The following is a 16579-nucleotide window of genomic DNA, read 5'->3' as shown; positions in this document are numbered from 1 at the left end:
TACTATGAGTTTTATCAAAGTAACAACATAAAAATCATAGTCCGATGCATATACTTTTATTCATACTCATTTTTATCATTGCCATTTTCGTATTTGGCCTTTCTATTGTCGGCTTCATACTAAGAACGATTTTCGGATTAGGACGTAGTTCTTCTTCATCCCGCCCGAAACAGACGGAATCAGGACGTACAAGCCAACAAAGCTATAACCAAACGAATCGCCGTTCAAATGATGATGAAGAAGAAATATATTCCGAGAATGTTCCGGAGAAAAGACATAAAAAAATATTCACCCAGGATGATGGCGAATATGTAGATTTTGAGGAAATCAAATAGCCATTACACTGCTTTCATTTCCGTTTCGCTGCAAAGAACTCTTTCATTAGTGCAGCGCATTCGTCAGCCATTATCCCTTTTACAACCACTGTTTTAGGATGTAGAGCCGAACCGGCATATTTCTGATAGCCGCGTTTTTCATCTTCGGCACCAAACACAAGCTTGCCTGTTTGTGCCCAAGCAATAGCCCCTACGCACATCACGCAAGGCTCAACGGTGACATACAGGGTACATTCGTTCAAATACTTACCACCAAGCACGTTGGCAGCAGCTGTAATAGCCTGCATCTCGGCATGAGCCGTTACATCATTCAATGTTTCTGTGAGATTATGGGCACGCGCAATAATCCGCTCTTTACAAACCACGACAGCTCCAACGGGAACTTCTCCCCGCTCGGCAGCCTTACCTGCCTCTATCAAGGCTTGTTTCATGAAGTAAATATCGTCCAGCATTCCCCTCTTTAATTTTTAATTTTCAACTATCGCCTCATATCATGTTCACCAAAAAGGGTGGGATAATCTTCTTCCATATTCTTATGGATAAACATGAGAATTGTTTCACGAAGCCAACGTGACTTGTTCGTTATCTTATATTTCTCAAGATAACGATCTACAATCTGCTGCTCTTCGTCGCTCAATAAAATGCTCATCCGTCGTTCCCTTTTGGTACACTCGACATGCATTTTCAGGCACTTCTTACTCCTTTTTCTCATATCTTCTGCAAAATTACTTTTACTTCTGTAAAAACAAAGAATAAAAGCAGTAAATTTGCAAAAAAAGATGGCTGAACATAATGATTTAGGAAAATCCGGAGAAAATGCCGCCGTAGCTTATCTTGAGCAGAAAGGTTATCTTATTCGTGACCGGAATTGGAGAAGAGGACATTTCGAACTGGACATTGTAGCTGCAAAAGACAATGAACTGATTGTAGTAGAAGTGAAGACGCGCAGTGACACTCTGTTTGCAGCCCCGGAAGATGCTGTAGATTTACCCAAAATAAAACGTACAGTACGTGCAGCAGATGCCTATATCAGATTGTTTCAAATTGACACTCCTGTACGCTTCGATATCATCACTGTAGTAGGCAACGACGGGAATTTCAAAGTTGAACACATAGAGGAAGCGTTTTATCCTCCTTTATATTAAAGAATGCTGTGGCTTTACATATTCATCATTATAAAAGCCGTGAAATTCGTGCAATCTGCGCTTTAATTTATGATATAACCAATTATGAAAACATACTATAATTATTAATTCATTATGAATGTAGAAACTGTCAGAGAATACTGCTTGAACAAGAAAGGAGTCACCGAATCTTTTCCTTTCGATGATGTATCACTGGTTGTAAAGGTAATGAACAAGATGTTTGCTCTCATTGACCTGGAAGAAGCTAATCACATCGCACTAAAATGTGATCCGGAAAAAGCAATCGAATTGCGTGAACATTATTCGGGAATTGAAGGGGCTTATCATTTTAATAAAAAGTACTGGAATAGTGTCCGCTTTGACAGTGACGTAGATGATAAATTGATAAAAGAGCTTATTGACCACTCTTATGATGAGGTAATCAAAAAATTTACTAAAAAGTTACGCGCAGAATATGATGCCCTCCCCTGATACATTCCCGGTTCCATTGATTCATATCAACGAGACGAACTCGACCAACAATTATCTGCAATCTCTCTGTTCTGAACAGAAAGTGGAGGAACTAACTGTCGTTGTCGCCGATTTTCAAACTTCCGGTCGGGGACAGCGTGGAAATTCGTGGGAATCAGATCCTGGCAAGAATCTTCTTTTCAGCACCGTTATCTTCCCCGAGTTTTTGGAAGCACGACGTCAGTTTCTTATTTCACAGATTATATCTTTAGCTATTAAAGAAGAATTGGATACTTATACCTCCGATATTTCGATCAAATGGCCGAATGATATTTATTGGAAAGAAAAGAAAATATGTGGGATGTTGATAGAAAACGATCTGATGGGGCGAAACATCAGTCAGAGCATTGTAGGAATCGGAATCAATATTAACCAGGAAGCATTTCACGGCGCAGCTCCCAATCCTGTTTCGATTTATCAAATCACAGGAAAGCAATATGATATTTTTGAGATACTGAAAAATATCATGCTACGCATCCAGTCTTATTATTGCCAGCTTAAACAGGATGATACAACATCAATCGTTACCCGATATACAGAATCGCTTTTCAGAAAGGACGGAATGCATCGATACAAAGATGCTGACGGAGAGTTCCTTGCACAGATTGTATGTGTAGAGCCCGAAGGAAGATTAATTTTGGAAGATGAGATACAGACAAAAAGAGGCTATATGTTTAAAGAAGTGGAATATTTATTGAAATAAGTAATCTACAAACTGATTAAAACATTATCTTTGAAGCCGATGTTCTATATAAAAACTCTCTCATTTATGAAAACTAGATTAATATTCCTGTTTCCATTACTATGGATGCTAATAGGTTGTAGTGATTCAAATTCTGATTCAGCAACTCTAGAAATTTCCCAATCTACATTTGATAATATTAATTCGGAAGGAAGTATTATAAAAGTATCTGTTACATGCAATTCTACTTGGAGGACGATCAGTAATCAAAGTTGGTGTATTCCAAACCTGCAAAATGGTAGTAATGACGGAGAACTTGTTTTGACCATACATGCCAATACCACTTCCGAAGAAAGAAGTGCGACTGTTACCATTATAGCAAAAAAAACAAATAAAACTATTAAAATAACCCAATCTCCTTCTACAAGTACAACTGGCGAACATCATTACAGACTACCCGTTATATTCCACGTCCTTTATGAAGACCCTGATAATAGAAAGCAATACGTAGATGAAGGTCGCCTTGCTCAAATCATTAACGCTTGTAATTTGCGATATAAAAATAAAATGTATCAAAACGCAAGCCATAATATTAGTCAGGATATGAATCTTGAATTTGTTATGGCAACAGAAAAGCCGGATGGAACTACTTTAGAGGAAGCTGGTGTTGAACGAATAAAATGGGAAACAACCCTTCCTATGTCTTGCGAACAATTTATGGATGGAGAAGATAAAAGTCAAGCTAAGAAATATGCGAAAATGCTATGGAATCCTAAAGTATATATCAATATCTTTGTATACCCATTTAGCGAAAAAAATATTTTAGGAATTGCACATTTACCTTATTATTTATCATCATATCCGTTAGACGGCTTAAACAAAGGAGATTATTTCTTAAGCCATGAGGTGGAATATCCTCACTGCGTCTCTATTAATAGTAATTATATTTATGTAAACAGTAATAATGAATACTACTACACGACCGATGTTTACAATACTCTCGCACATGAATTAGGACATTATCTTGGACTACATCATGCTTTCTCTGAGGATGGAGATAATACAGATTTGTGTGAAGATACTGATTATTGTACAGATACTCCGACTTACAACATTACTAAATATACAAAGTGGATTAATGGCATAGATAATCCAGATAAGTATTCCTTTGATGAGTTATGTACAAGAACAAACTGTGAAGGCAGTACCTTTATTTCTCACAATATCATGGACTATGCTTTTTGTTATTCAGACCAATTTACATTCCAGCAACGCAAGCGTATCCGCCACGTATTATCTTACAGTCCTCTTATTCCCGGAGTAAAAAAATACACATCAACAGATACCCGCTCATTAAGCTGTGATGAACAACCACCTATACAATTTAGATATTAGTATTTGAATAAGCTAAAAGAGGTGAACCGCTTAGCGATTCACCTCTTTTTCTATCCTCAATATCTTATCCAATGTCTTTTGAGCTTCTGTTGATGGGAAACGCAGAATCACTTTCTGCAAAGAGTTACGCGCTTTCTCATACCGGGTAGTAAATAACTTCGATAATCCATCTCGGTAGCGGGCATACTGCATTTTAGTGGGAGAAGAAAGTTTTTTATAATCCGTCTCTAACTTTTTTTTCTCCTGTTCTGCTGTCAAATAATAATAGTTTCCTAAAAAGATATTAGCCGCCAGATTATCCGCCTCAAGTTGCAATATTTTTTCGTACATACGCAAAGCATCTTTCTCCTGCCCGCGACATACCTGCATTTCTGCGCAAGCTTCCAAACAATCTACATTATTAGGAGTCTTTTGCAGTAATTCCTTGTAAAATAAATAGGCTTTGTCGTAATTCCGATTCTTTTTATAGGCAAGCGCTAATTCTGTAGCCAGTTTGGAGCTAATTTCACTGTTCTTGTCTACATTCGTCCAATAATACATTTCCGTACGGTCTATATTCAGAGCGATTGTCTGCCGGAAATAGCTCACAGCCTGCCCATTCTGCCCTGCCTCAATGGCAGCAGACACTTTTTGTAACATCTCATCAACCGACTGCGCATTCAGCACCAGCGGCAATGAAAATAAAGAGATAAGAAAAATAGTTAAGGTCCTCATAATCCATCTGATTGCTATTTAGTTCGTGACACACAAAGATACAATAAAAAAATAAAAAATGTACCTTTGTTCGCGAAAAGAACAATCAAATTGATAAAAGTGTTTTTATACAATGACAGATATAAAAAAATCCTCCGTAAACAGACGAATATTACAGATAGCCATCCCATCGATTATATCGAATATTACCGTTCCGCTACTGGGACTTATCGATGTCACTATCGTAGGTCACCTCGGTTCTCCGGCTTATATCGGAGCCATTGCCGTAGGGGGAATGTTGTTCAATATTATCTACTGGATTTTTGGATTCCTGCGCATGGGAACAAGCGGAATGACTTCACAAGCGTACGGTCAGCATGATTTAAACGAAATCACCCGATTACTACTACGTTCTGTTGGAGTAGGATTATTTATAGCACTTTGCCTGTTGATACTCCAATACCCTATCCTGAAACTGGCATTTACACTAATACAAACCACACCGGAGGTCAAGCAACTGGCAACAACCTATTTCTACATCTGCATTTGGGGAGCTCCTGCCACATTAGGGCTTTATGGATTCGCCGGTTGGTTTATCGGGATGCAGAATTCACGCTTTCCCATGTATATCGCTATCACTCAAAATATTGTCAACATTGTAGCCAGTCTATGTTTTGTCTACTTATTGGACATGAAAGTAGCAGGAGTGGCAACAGGGACTTTAATTGCCCAATATGCAGGTTTCTTCATGGCAATTTTGTTATATATGCATTACTATAGTGCGCTTAAAAAACGAATCGTATGGAAAGAAATCATACAGAAACAAGCCATGTACCGTTTCTTTCAAGTCAACCGGGATATATTCTTCCGTACCCTCTGCCTTGTTATAGTCACTATGTTTTTTACCTCTGCAGGGGCCGCCCAAGGAGAAATCGTATTAGCCGTGAACACCTTGCTCATGCAATTATTTACCTTGTTTTCGTACATTATGGACGGATTTGCTTATGCCGGTGAAGCATTGGCCGGCCGTTACATTGGTGCCAAAAACCAAACAGGCTTACGTAACACAGTACATCACCTTTTCTATTGGGGATTCGGTCTTTCACTGGTATTCACGATTCTCTATGCAGCTGGCGGAAAAGAATTCCTGGGATTACTAACCAATGACACTTCAGTAATCAGCGCTTCAGACACTTATTTTTACTGGGCACTGATTATTCCGTTAGCCGGTTTCTCCGCTTTCTTATGGGATGGCATTTTCATCGGTGCCACTGCTACCCGGCAGATGCTTTACTCCATGTTAGTTGCCTCTACCAGCTTCTTTGGAATCTATTACGTTTTCCATCCCCTTTTAGGAAATCATGCCCTGTGGCTGGCTTTTCTCGTTTATCTTTCATTGCGGGGAATTGTACAAACCCTTTTGGGAAGACAAATAATAAAAAAAGTAATCGTATCCCGGTGAGGCTATCCGATAAATTATCTCTATATTTGCGGCAAACAATAAAAAGCAAAAGGTATGGCAAAGTATAAAAGAATCTTACTAAAGCTTAGTGGAGAGAGCTTAATGGGCGAAAAGCAATATGGCATTGATGAAAAAAGACTAGCAGAATATGCTGAACAAATCAAAGAAATCCACCAGCAAGGAGTACAGATTGGTATCGTTATCGGAGGAGGCAATATATTTCGCGGACTAAGCGGAGCCAATAAAGGTTTTGATCGTGTGAAAGGAGACCAAATGGGAATGTTGGCTACTGTAATCAACAGTCTCGCTCTAAGTTCTGCTCTTGTGGCTACCGGTATAAAGGCACGTGTGTTGACAGCAGTCCGGATGGAACCTATCGGTGAATTCTATAGTAAATGGAAAGCTATCGAATGTATGGAGAACGGCGAAGTAGTCATTATGTCCGCTGGAACGGGAAATCCTTTCTTTACTACTGACACCGGTTCTTCACTTAGAGGTATAGAAATCGAAGCAGACGTTATGCTGAAAGGTACTCGTGTAGATGGCATTTACACAGCTGATCCCGAAAAAGATCCTACCGCTACCAAATTCGACGATATTACATATGATGAGGTACTGAAACGCGGTCTGAAAGTCATGGATTTGACAGCGACTTGTATGTGTAAAGAAAACAATCTGCCAATCGTCGTATTTGATATGGACACAGTAGGCAACTTAAAGAAGGTTATCAGTGGAGAAGAGATAGGTACGTTAGTACATAACTAATATTTCACTACCGATATTCATTTGTCTATCAGATGATACTCTACTCTGATAAGACATTGATTATTCATTTAGAAATAAGAAGTGCGAATTTTGCAGTATAGCTTTAACCAAAACTAATCCTGTAAAATTCGCACTTTGTTTTTCCTCTCAAATATTATATAGAAACAAACACCTATTTATCAAAATACTGAATCAAATCATACGCATTAAAATTCAATTCGCGGGCAAAGAAAGATAAATAAGGAAAGAGTTGATAAGAATTATCATAAAGACCTTTATTAGCAGGTTTCGACGAATTATCCGTACCATCATCATCCTGGTATTTGAACCAATGCCATCCGATACAATTCTTAGCTTCAAGCAATCCTAATGTAAAATGCTGATAAGCATAAGCTCTCTCGTTTTGTGTAGGGACAGAATATCCGGCTCCCGACTGGTTATTCAGATCAGAGTCCTCCACCCCTTTCGTATAAAACTCACTTACAAGAAACGGTTTGTCCGCCCAATTAGCCCAATCAGCAATCGCTGTTGTCAGTTCAGGACTCCAACGACTATAATAATTGATAGAAATAACATCACAATATTTTCCGGCAGCTCTCACTACTCCTTCCATGTATTTAGGAGTTCCATGTAATCTAGTTCCCAGATAAAGCAACTTATCATCTACTTTCTTCACTGCCTCTTTCACTGCTTTATAATATTTCTCTGCTACAATCCCGGCAAACTCATTATTCAAGTCATCCGTCACACTTTGCGTACCTTTAGAATCCATAAAAGCTTTCGCCGCAACATAAGCCGGATCACTTGAGTTACTGATAGCCAGAAAACGATCCAAAATCCGGGAACTGTTTGAAGAGAAGTTTATCTCATTATCTGAAAAGAAACCTAACACATTAGGATCCCGCAAATAATCTGCGAAAGCACTACCTGCCAAATATGATTCACACCATTCAGCCCATCCATTATAAAACACAAGACCTGCCGCGTTATCATCGCTTCCTCCGGGATAATTATAAGACTTCGCACTCTTGAACTGGCTTAAAAAAGCAAATGAAGGCGCCAAAGTTAACGGACTGCTCGGATTGGAAGCATTATGAGTCTGAATCAGTGAATAAGTTCCTGTGCAGAAAGCACCTGTACCGTGAAAGCCGATCTCACTCAATTCACGTTGAGTAGTAGATAACCATTTCTCATCAGCTCCAAACCTGCTATTCCAGGCCGTTTTATTACGACTAGAAGTTCCCTTACGCAAAGAAGTCGCACTACGCTCCAGATGCAGACAACCTTCCGGATCAACCAACCACCAACGTCCGTCTATTTTCTTCGTATAAAATCTTCCCGTAGCCGCCTGTTTCGGAAGCGTAGTCGAACTTCCGTATTTATTAACCGACTCCTGATACGCTTTCAACGTTTTAATAGCCGGTTTATACCCGTCCATATACGCAATAATACGTGTATTCTCTGTTTTCCAACTGGATATAGGCGGATAAGCACTGGAATACTTAACACTGATAGGGCGATACATATTGGCATTTAATGACGGAGTATACATCACAGAAGCTCCGGGAGCAGGCAAATCTTCCGGATATTCCGACTCTACATCTCCCCCTCCCATCACTATGTCAGGAGGCATAAAATTAGGATCTTTATCATCATCATCCGTACAAGACACCATAGGAATAGAACTTATAAACAGAAAAGTTCCCAATATAAATAGTTTTTTCATGGTATGTATTTTATTTATTATTAGTTGATTGTTGGTCGAACCAGTCAGCCAAACGATAAGCGTTGATATTCAATTCTTTCATAGCATCAGCCAACGGTTTATAAAGATTGTATTCATTATCTACCAGTCCCTTGTTAGAGTCCAGATTCGAAGGATCTACCCCTTTTGCCGTCGGATCATTATCCTGATAACGGAACCAATGCCATCCGACACAATTCCCACTTTCCAATAATCCTAAAACAAAATGCTGATAGGCATATCCACGTTCCTGCTGGGTTTGAACGGTGAAACCTGCCCCTGTTGTGTTTGCCAACCCTGAATCCATTCCTTTCGTATAAAATTCCGTGATGATGAAAGGTTTTTGAGCCCATTCGCCCCAATGCTTCATGGTCTTCTCATTCGGTGTCCATGCACCATAGTAGTTAATAGCAACGACATCACAATACCTGCCTGCCGCTTCCACAATCTGGCGGACAAACTTAGGTTTTCCATGTAGACGACTACCTAAATAAAGGTGATTGGGATCATACTTCCGAATCGCTTCCGACACCACTTTGTAGTATCGTTCCGCTACTACCCCCGCAAACTCTTCCCGATGTTCGTCCGTAATTTGCTGCAAAGTAATACCCTGCTGTTTCAACCAGGATTCTGCATACAATCTTCCCGGATCATTGGGATTCTTCAAAGTCAGATACCCCTCCAGATTCTTCGGCCCGAACGGCAGTTCATTATCCGAAAAATAGCCGATGATATTTTTATCCGTTTTATTTGCGACCAGTTTTTGTGCCATCTCATCGCAATAGGTTTCGAACTCCGGGTCAAAAACGAAAATACACTGATTAGGATATCCCGTATTACCAGGTAACTGATAAGTTCCTCCTCGTTTCTTCCCATATCCACTCATCAGGTTCAGAATGATTGAGCGAGTCAGTACCTCCTTATGAGAGGCATTGTAAGAGGCAATAGCTTCTTCATTACTCCAGGAGCCGGCCCCGGAAAAGCCCAGCGAATGAATCATCCGTGCCGTTCCTTCGATCCATTTTTCCTCCGTACCGAATTTGTCCAGCATTGCTTGTTTATTGCGTTCGGAAGTACCTAAACGTACTCCTACCACCACTTTCTGCAAATGCCGATACCCATCGGGATCAATCATCCACCATCGATCTCCGATACGTTCCACCCTGAAAAATCCTGTAGCCCGATGCCTGGAAGCATCCAAATCACTTCCATACTTATTCACACGTACTTTACCAGTAGGTTTGAACCCATCCAATTGAGCAATAGTACGGGTATCATACTCTTTCCAGGGAAGATTTTTCTGTCCTTTCACCCACGGACGGGCAGTGACCTTAAATGTATGCCCCTGGGCATAACCAAACTGGGATAACAGCAGTAAAAACAATATAACTATACTATTTTTCATCATCTAATATTCTTTTACGATTCGTATTGCATTTAAAATGGGCACAGACTCCACCGCTCCAAAACGAACAACAAGCCCCTTTCCTTGTGAAACCGGAACAATATATTTCTTAATAACCGCACGTTCGGAACCGTATTCTTCTGCAATATTAAGTTGCTTGGCAACAGATACTCCATTTATATCCACAGAAAATACCCGGTTAATATAGTCCTCCCTCACCACATCATTTCCCAAATTATACACCAAAGCCTCTCTTTTATTTTCAGAAGTAAGTTCTGTCCAATATAAATATACAGCATAAACACCATCCGGTACATCTGCCTTAAAAGCTTCAATACCTACTCGCTGTGTCTGGAAGACAGGATCCTGATCCGTCCCCAGTATATCTGTATCGCTGGCCGGCAAAGAACCGTAACGAGTTTTGTTCGGAGCCACTTCCCCACCAATATATCCCCATGAACCTTCTGCATAAGCCTGTTCGGGTATCCAGCACATCTCTGCTATCCGGTCCTCAAAATAGCGTCGAGCACCCAGTAGTACATTGATTTCCGTAAAGCCATTCTTCACATTGACACATTTAAAATCACAAACATACTGGTCACGATATTCACGTCCCTCCTTTTCAATCACAGCATCCACCACATTCTTTCCGTTTACAAAAGGAATGTCCACGGAAACCACCTTATCTGCTACCGGATATACTCCCAAACTTTTTCCATTCAAAAAGACCTCCACCTTATCCGCGTTAGTATAAACTTTCAGCGGTTGCGTACAACTCTTTCCATCCCGACTGGCTCCTGCCCTATTCTTCCAAGATTTAGAAGCAATATGCAGGACAGGTGACTCTTTCAGATAAGCCTGATAAAGATAATATCCGTCCTTACGTTCTCTATCCGTACTTACCAACCCTTTATTGTTCACATGAGGCATGGCATTTCTTCTGGCTTCGGAATAAAAATCATTCAAATTCCAGACCATAGCCCCCACTATATAATTCCTTTTTAGAATTTCAGGCAAATAATGTTCATGATAGACAGAGCCGAACTCACAACTAAAATCAAACCGCACCGGCGAAAAAGAGTGAATACGAGTATCTACATCCGCCCCATATTCGGTAATAAGCAACGGTTTATGAGGAAACTCCTTGTGAAGTTCTTCCAGTTTCTCTTCAAATCCGCCCAAATTACCACCATACCATCCATTATAAAGATTAAATCCCAATAACATCGGCAATTCAGTGATCCCTGCTTCCTGATAGATTTGGGAAGCAGAATGACAAGGCAACATGGTATAGCGTTCCGAGTCCAGACTTCTGATCTGCGCCTCAACAGCCGAAGCTATTTGATGAAGAGACTTCATATATTCCGCCCGTTCTTTCTTGTTGTCTGGATTAAAGGGAGGACGCAAAAGCACTTCATTCATGTAAGCCCAAATGATGACAGACGGATAATTATAGTTCTGATAAACCATTTCCGTAGCCTGCTCCACACAGTTATCCATAAACGCCTTACTTTGAGTAATAGCATTTACAATCGGAATTTCAACCGAAGTCAACAGCCCCAATTTATCACACATCTGCATCACAACCGGATCTTGCGGATAATGAGCCACTCGCAGGAAATTACTTCCCATATCCTTACTCAACTGTATATCCCGGATATGCATTTCATCCCGCAAGGCATTCCCCATTCCTTTGTAATCCTGATGCCGGCTGGTACCAATCAATTTCCGATATTTCCCGTTCAGGAAAAAACCTTTCTCCGCATCAAAATGATATTCACGGATTCCCAGCGGATTAACAACGCAATCGAGAACTTCTCCCTTTTTATTCTTCAAACGGCTATACACCTTATATAAATAAGGAGAATCAACATCCCACCGTTTGGGTTGCGCAATAGTCATCAACGCTTCAAAGGCTACATTCTTCTCTCCTGCCTTCACATTCACTTTCTTTGCGGAAAGTGCCACTCTATTACCGTCTGCATCCAAAATCTCCGTTTCAAGAATCAATGCCTGATTACTTTTCAAAGCATTAGATAAGAATGTTTTTGCACACACTTCCGCTTGAGCATCTGTTATCCCAACAGTTTTGAGATATACTCCACTGGAAGCATAATGGGTGGTAGACAGTTGCACGGGCGAAGTATACACCAGATAAACATCCCGATAAAGTCCGCCGAAGAAAGTGAAGTCTGCCGAAAGAGGAGCAATATCCGGATTATAAGAGTTGTCAACACTCACTGCCACCAAATTGCGTCCGATATGAACATAGTCAGTCACATCAAACGTAAAAGCAGAATAACCACCTTTATGATTCCCTACCAACTTTCCATTCACAAATACATTAGTCTCCTGATTGGCTCCTTCAAAACAAAGATAAACTCTTTGACCTGCAATCAGTTCCTCCACTGTCACGGCTTTCCTGTACCAGCCTTTTCCCCGGAAATAACCGGGGATTTCATCTTCTGCATCTTTTGCATTCCAAGTATGAGGAATGGAAACGTCAGTCCAACCGGACACATCAAAGTCAACAATGGACGCGTCTCCCTCAAAGAGGGAGAACTTCCAACCATCGTTGATCGTTTGCGTCACACGCTGACCGCAGACCGTGCCGGCAACAATCAATAACAAGCAGGCTAAGATTATTTTTCTATATACCTTATACATACCTAATACCATTATTTCGAGATTGAACGGACTGCACGAATATATCTTGCCCCAGTCTTTTTCCCATTTGCTTTATCCCAAGCAAGCGGTTTTCCAAAACGTACATAAAATGCATTTGTACCACTTGACGTTTCACGACTAGCCCAATAAGAATCTCCGGTAGAAGAAGCCGCTGCCGTATTCATAGCAGTTCCTCCTACATTAGTAACTATCAGATCCCATGCCGCACGATTTGCTTTCTCAAAATCAGTAATCGCATTCGGATTATCCTCCGTCGCATCTGCTACTTTAGTCCCATTATAGGTTTCAAACATCTGTTCCAGATCCGATCTTGTAGGCCAATACCATCCGGAACCTTTATCCATACAATATTTAAGAGCAGGCATTTCCGCTGCATTCGGCAATGCTGCCAAGGCAGTAGTATTTGCCAAACCGTTATCATTAGATAAAGTCACTCCGGTAGAAGCCGGAGAGTCTGCTGTAGACCATGCCAAATTCTCTCTGTCCAACGACATAATCTTAGCCTTACCACGATTAGTTCCATCTACCCAGAAAACAATGCCACCTTTCAACGATCCATTATCTGTAATTACCTGTCCCACCGCAAACTCGGAACTTAAAAGTCCTCTCTGTGTAATCGTAACCTCTTGTTTAGGCGCATTCGCTCCGCTTCCGGCTGTTACCGTAGCAGTCGTTACCCGGCTAGAACTATTCAGATTGGGAGATAAAGTCCAAAAATAAAGAGTTTTACTTGTTACATCAACATACGCTTTCACCCAAGATTCATCAGTGATATTTATTGCAAATTCTGTCTCATCAGAAATCATTGTAATTACCTCTGATTTTGCTACCGCATCAGGAGTAATAGTCACCGCATTGGTACTCAATTCGAGGGAAGCGTCTCCCTCGGCAGCTACATTTTGATTCACCGTTACCTCCACTGCTTTTGCGGCTGCGCCAGTACCGGCTGTTATTGTAGCAATTGTCGTACGAATATTACCAGTGGTATTTTTTGATTTTGCCTTGAACGTAACTGTAGTACCTGAAATAGTATATGAAAGCCAGGAATCATCTGCCAACACTACGCTGAATACACTCTTATTGGATGTCAACGTAACATTTGCTTCCGCTTCGTTAGCACCTTCCAATGTCACAGGATTGGGAGCAACCGTCAGAGTTGCCGGCTCTTCAGGATAAGTATAATCACCAACTGTGCGCATACATCTCACAAAACGGTTGGTAGCTGTTTTATTTCCTGCATCAGCACCAGACTTTCCGAAACGTACCCAATAAGCCTTATCCCCTGCTGCATTTTCCGTACTCGACCAATAGCTTTCCCCATTGCCCGAACCGGCAGCCTCGTTTATCACATCACCCTGCAAATCAGTCAACATCTTATCAAATGCCGCACGTGCCGCTTTTTCAACTTCCGTCAACTTATCAGGTACAACCGAAGCAAAATCCGGATCAGCATGTCCAATACCGTTGTAAACATCAAACAACTCCCATAACTCATCACGTGCAGGCAGATACCATCCCTCACCCAACGACTGACAGTATGCCACTGCATCATTTGCAGCAGGAGCAGTAAACAAAGCCGTATTGGCATATCCATTCACTGTAGAAAGCGCATTATGAGACATCACAGAGGACTCAAAAGGATTTCCTCCCTGACGTTTTACAGATACAGCTTTTCCTACCATCTTGTCCGAAGGATCCACCCAGAAAATCATACCAATACCATCATCTACACTTTGTCCTACCTTCAAAGAAAGATCCGGTTCTTTGGAATCCTGTGTAACCGTTACTTCCACTGTATATGAACCGCAAGTCAGTTTCACGACAGTACTCCTTGCATCCTCACCGTCATTCTGCGTCAAGGCAGTGTATATTACACTTTTAGCGTTTACATCTACAGAAAGCCACTCCGCTTGATATTGAGCAACAACTTGACCGACATTAGTATATAATAGCGATGTGACGGAAGAACCCGCCGCTTTTGCCAGGTTTACTTTTGTATCTTTACAATTAAATTCAGGCATCACACGTACCGACGCATCATCGACACAGGAAAGCAGCCCCAGATTTAAAATCAATAACAGATATATTATTCTTTTCATACTCATTCATGTTTTTCAGATAATCAATCGCTTAATACCAATTCTCATTCTGTGGAAAATTCTCTTTCCCCATCAAGTCAATCTGCTCCTGTGGAATAGGCCAACATTCGTGCTTTCCAACTACAAAACTGGTACGACATTCCGCATAATCTTTATCTAAATAAGGATTTTCAGCTTTTGTCTCGCCATAATGCGCTTTCACCCTTTCACCCAAAAGACCCAAACGTTTTAGTAAAGGCCAACGGACTCCCTCGAAGTTCAGTTCACGGGCATATTCATCCAAAAGAATATCTTGCGTCAGAGGTCCCGCAAATTTGTCATTCCCGGCACGTTCCCATGTTTTATTGTAGCAGCGCAGAGCATCCGTGCTCATTCCTCCGTCACGGCGCATATACGCTTCTGCCGCCATTAAGTAAGTTTCAGCCAGTCGATAGACAATCAAATCCTTGAATCCCGTTGTCCGGTCCGGATTATCGGCCATAGTCCACTGGTCAAAGTATTTTTTCGACATGAAATGCAACGTCTCACAATAACTGGAACTTTTCGCAAGGGGAATCAATTCGCCATATTTAGGAGAAGTAGGATCATTGTATTTGAAACGGTGTACAAACAATTCATTGTATCGTGTATCTTTAGCCTGATCATACAAACTCAATAAATAGGTATTCGGATAAATACGTCCCCAACCATATCCACCCTGATCGGCCGTATTGATACAACCTGCAATTTTATTGATTCGGGTAGTGGTCTGAATAGAGATACGATGTCCGGCAACCGGAGTTCCGGAACCTCCTCCACCCAAGTTTTGTGAATATTGGAAACTCCACAACACTTCCGGGGATTTCAAATCTGCGCTATTAAATACATTCTCGGCCTTCTTTTCCATTGAGTAAATGCCCTCCTGTTTAAAGATGTCTTCACATTCCTCAATGGCTGTATCCCAATCCGATTCCCACATGGCAACCTGTGCACGGACATGTTTGGCAGTCGCTTTCGTTACCCGTCCATACAATACATTTCCGTTATTTTGAGGAAGTGACCAGTCCAGACCTTTCATCGCATCATCCAAGTCAGTTGTCATCAGTGTCATCAGTTCTTCATGAGAAGCCGGTTTATACTCCCGTTTCAGATTATCGACAGTGGTTGGAGTGATGTTCAGATAAAGGCGGTCAAAGCGTTTCCAAAGTTCAAAATAGCTCCGTCCTCTGAAGAATTTCGCTTCACTCCATGCGTGCAATACATCGCTGTCATCCAGTCCCAAGGCTTCTGCCGCTACAATAATTTCATTTGCTTTTCCGATAATCCCATAGTGATGTTTCCAGAACTTATTGACATCTCCAGTACTTGGAGTAAAACTTGTATTCAAACGTCCGATTGAGGTAGAAACACCTGCTCTAAGTATGGCAATATCCGTATTAAAGTCACACATGGTAACGATGTACAAATTAGATTCGTTATTATCCGCTCCACCCGGCAATTCACGTGCCAGGGAATACAATCCTGTAACGGCAGTATTCAACCCTTCGGGAGTAGTGAACAGATAATTATTCGTCACGTCTGTTTTTGATTCCAGATTTAATAAATCCGAGCAGGAAGCGGTCAACATTCCGCAAATGACAAAGGCTGTATATATTAACTTTTTCATAAGGATTCTTT

The 16579-nt window shown here is 41.0% G+C and carries 15 protein-coding genes; 7 read left to right on the top strand and 8 right to left on the bottom strand.

Annotation, left to right across the window (positions count from 1 at the left end):
• Positions 1 to 44 precede the first annotated feature (44 nt).
• The gene (locus tag AB5217_RS12395) at positions 45 to 335 is read left to right on the top strand and encodes a DUF4834 family protein (RefSeq protein WP_004316302.1); all 291 of its coding nucleotides are present in this window, start codon (positions 45 to 47) and stop codon (positions 333 to 335) included.
• 14 nt (positions 336 to 349) lie between these two features.
• Here the strand turns inward: AB5217_RS12395 and AB5217_RS12390 are convergent, their stop codons facing one another.
• Together AB5217_RS12390 and AB5217_RS12385 are read right to left on the bottom strand one after the other, a co-directional pair.
• A complete protein-coding gene (locus AB5217_RS12390) occupies positions 350 to 787 on the bottom strand; it encodes a nucleoside deaminase (RefSeq protein WP_032845235.1) in 438 nt (145 codons plus the stop codon).
• 26 nt (positions 788 to 813) lie between these two features.
• Positions 814 to 1047: a hypothetical protein gene (locus tag AB5217_RS12385; protein WP_032845234.1), complete on the bottom strand. Its 234-nt coding sequence runs from the start codon at positions 1045 to 1047 to the stop codon at positions 814 to 816.
• Between the two features lie 67 nt (positions 1048 to 1114).
• Between AB5217_RS12385 and AB5217_RS12380 the strand changes: the two genes are divergently transcribed.
• The 4 genes from AB5217_RS12380 (at position 1115) to AB5217_RS12365 (ending at position 4067) form a co-directional block, all read left to right on the top strand.
• A complete protein-coding gene (locus AB5217_RS12380) occupies positions 1115 to 1480 on the top strand; it encodes a YraN family protein (protein WP_008025070.1) in 366 nt (121 codons plus the stop codon).
• Positions 1481 to 1594: 114 nt separating this feature from the next.
• Positions 1595 to 1951, top strand: coding sequence for an MmcQ/YjbR family DNA-binding protein (locus AB5217_RS12375; protein ID WP_032845233.1), 357 nt, complete (start codon positions 1595 to 1597; stop codon positions 1949 to 1951).
• Entirely contained in the window at positions 1935 to 2693 is a 759-nt protein-coding gene (locus AB5217_RS12370; protein WP_032845232.1) for a biotin--[acetyl-CoA-carboxylase] ligase, read from the top strand. The genes AB5217_RS12375 and AB5217_RS12370 overlap by 17 nt, the downstream gene beginning before the upstream one ends.
• A 66-nt stretch (positions 2694 to 2759) precedes the next feature.
• Entirely contained in the window at positions 2760 to 4067 is a 1308-nt protein-coding gene (locus AB5217_RS12365; RefSeq protein ID WP_042994442.1) for a zinc-dependent metalloproteinase lipoprotein, read from the top strand.
• Between the two features lie 30 nt (positions 4068 to 4097).
• Here the strand turns inward: AB5217_RS12365 and AB5217_RS12360 are convergent, their stop codons facing one another.
• Positions 4098 to 4781: a tetratricopeptide repeat protein gene (locus tag AB5217_RS12360; RefSeq protein ID WP_032811122.1), complete on the bottom strand. Its 684-nt coding sequence runs from the start codon at positions 4779 to 4781 to the stop codon at positions 4098 to 4100.
• Positions 4782 to 4893: 112 nt separating this feature from the next.
• Between AB5217_RS12360 and AB5217_RS12355 the strand changes: the two genes are divergently transcribed.
• A complete protein-coding gene (locus AB5217_RS12355; RefSeq protein WP_032844581.1) occupies positions 4894 to 6222 on the top strand; it encodes an MATE family efflux transporter in 1329 nt (442 codons plus the stop codon).
• A gap of 54 nt (positions 6223 to 6276) precedes the next feature.
• Positions 6277 to 6987 (top strand): UMP kinase, encoded by a 711-nt coding sequence (pyrH, locus tag AB5217_RS12350; RefSeq protein WP_032844579.1) that lies wholly within the window; start codon positions 6277 to 6279, stop codon positions 6985 to 6987.
• A gap of 172 nt (positions 6988 to 7159) precedes the next feature.
• On the opposite strand, the gene AB5217_RS12345 is transcribed toward pyrH, so the two are convergent.
• Genes AB5217_RS12345 through AB5217_RS12325 form a run of 5 tightly spaced genes read right to left on the bottom strand, consistent with a single transcriptional unit; the run spans position 7160 to position 16568 of the window.
• The gene (locus AB5217_RS12345) at positions 7160 to 8713 is read right to left on the bottom strand and encodes a hypothetical protein (RefSeq protein ID WP_032844577.1); all 1554 of its coding nucleotides are present in this window, start codon (positions 8711 to 8713) and stop codon (positions 7160 to 7162) included.
• Positions 8714 to 8723: 10 nt separating this feature from the next.
• Positions 8724 to 10136, bottom strand: coding sequence for a hypothetical protein (locus tag AB5217_RS12340; RefSeq protein ID WP_032844586.1), 1413 nt, complete (start codon positions 10134 to 10136; stop codon positions 8724 to 8726).
• 3 nt (positions 10137 to 10139) lie between these two features.
• Positions 10140 to 12803, bottom strand: a complete 2664-nt coding sequence (locus AB5217_RS12335; RefSeq protein WP_032844584.1) for a glycoside hydrolase family 2 TIM barrel-domain containing protein — start codon at positions 12801 to 12803, stop codon at positions 10140 to 10142.
• A gap of 11 nt (positions 12804 to 12814) precedes the next feature.
• Positions 12815 to 14929 (bottom strand): BACON domain-containing protein, encoded by a 2115-nt coding sequence (locus tag AB5217_RS12330; protein WP_050486434.1) that lies wholly within the window; start codon positions 14927 to 14929, stop codon positions 12815 to 12817.
• Between the two features lie 25 nt (positions 14930 to 14954).
• A complete protein-coding gene (locus AB5217_RS12325) occupies positions 14955 to 16568 on the bottom strand; it encodes a RagB/SusD family nutrient uptake outer membrane protein (RefSeq protein WP_032844575.1) in 1614 nt (537 codons plus the stop codon).
• Between the last annotated feature and the right edge of the window lie 11 nt (positions 16569 to 16579).

Source organism: Bacteroides sp. MSSM.1001136sp1_RTP21357st2_D2_RTP21359_211015 (assembly GCF_040913205.1).
In the GTDB taxonomy this organism is placed as follows: domain Bacteria; phylum Bacteroidota; class Bacteroidia; order Bacteroidales; family Bacteroidaceae; genus Bacteroides; species Bacteroides ovatus.
This window is presented reverse-complemented; position numbering and strand designations above follow the sequence as displayed.

Coding starts and splice junctions, on each gene's coding strand:
- AB5217_RS12375 (WP_032845233.1), top strand. CDS start 1,595: ATGAATGTAGAAACTGTCAGAGAATACTGCTTGAACAAGAAAGGAGTC.
- AB5217_RS12385 (WP_032845234.1), bottom strand. CDS start 1,047: ATGAGAAAAAGGAGTAAGAAGTGCCTGAAAATGCATGTCGAGTGTACC.
- AB5217_RS12340 (WP_032844586.1), bottom strand. CDS start 10,136: ATGAAAAATAGTATAGTTATATTGTTTTTACTGCTGTTATCCCAGTTT.
- AB5217_RS12390 (WP_032845235.1), bottom strand. CDS start 787: ATGCTGGACGATATTTACTTCATGAAACAAGCCTTGATAGAGGCAGGT.
- AB5217_RS12325 (WP_032844575.1), bottom strand. CDS start 16,568: ATGAAAAAGTTAATATATACAGCCTTTGTCATTTGCGGAATGTTGACC.
- AB5217_RS12360 (WP_032811122.1), bottom strand. CDS start 4,781: ATGAGGACCTTAACTATTTTTCTTATCTCTTTATTTTCATTGCCGCTG.
- AB5217_RS12355 (WP_032844581.1), top strand. CDS start 4,894: ATGACAGATATAAAAAAATCCTCCGTAAACAGACGAATATTACAGATA.
- AB5217_RS12370 (WP_032845232.1), top strand. CDS start 1,935: ATGATGCCCTCCCCTGATACATTCCCGGTTCCATTGATTCATATCAAC.
- AB5217_RS12365 (WP_042994442.1), top strand. CDS start 2,760: ATGAAAACTAGATTAATATTCCTGTTTCCATTACTATGGATGCTAATA.
- AB5217_RS12330 (WP_050486434.1), bottom strand. CDS start 14,929: ATGAGTATGAAAAGAATAATATATCTGTTATTGATTTTAAATCTGGGG.
- pyrH (WP_032844579.1), top strand. CDS start 6,277: ATGGCAAAGTATAAAAGAATCTTACTAAAGCTTAGTGGAGAGAGCTTA.
- AB5217_RS12395 (WP_004316302.1), top strand. CDS start 45: ATGCATATACTTTTATTCATACTCATTTTTATCATTGCCATTTTCGTA.
- AB5217_RS12335 (WP_032844584.1), bottom strand. CDS start 12,803: ATGTATAAGGTATATAGAAAAATAATCTTAGCCTGCTTGTTATTGATT.
- AB5217_RS12380 (WP_008025070.1), top strand. CDS start 1,115: ATGGCTGAACATAATGATTTAGGAAAATCCGGAGAAAATGCCGCCGTA.
- AB5217_RS12345 (WP_032844577.1), bottom strand. CDS start 8,713: ATGAAAAAACTATTTATATTGGGAACTTTTCTGTTTATAAGTTCTATT.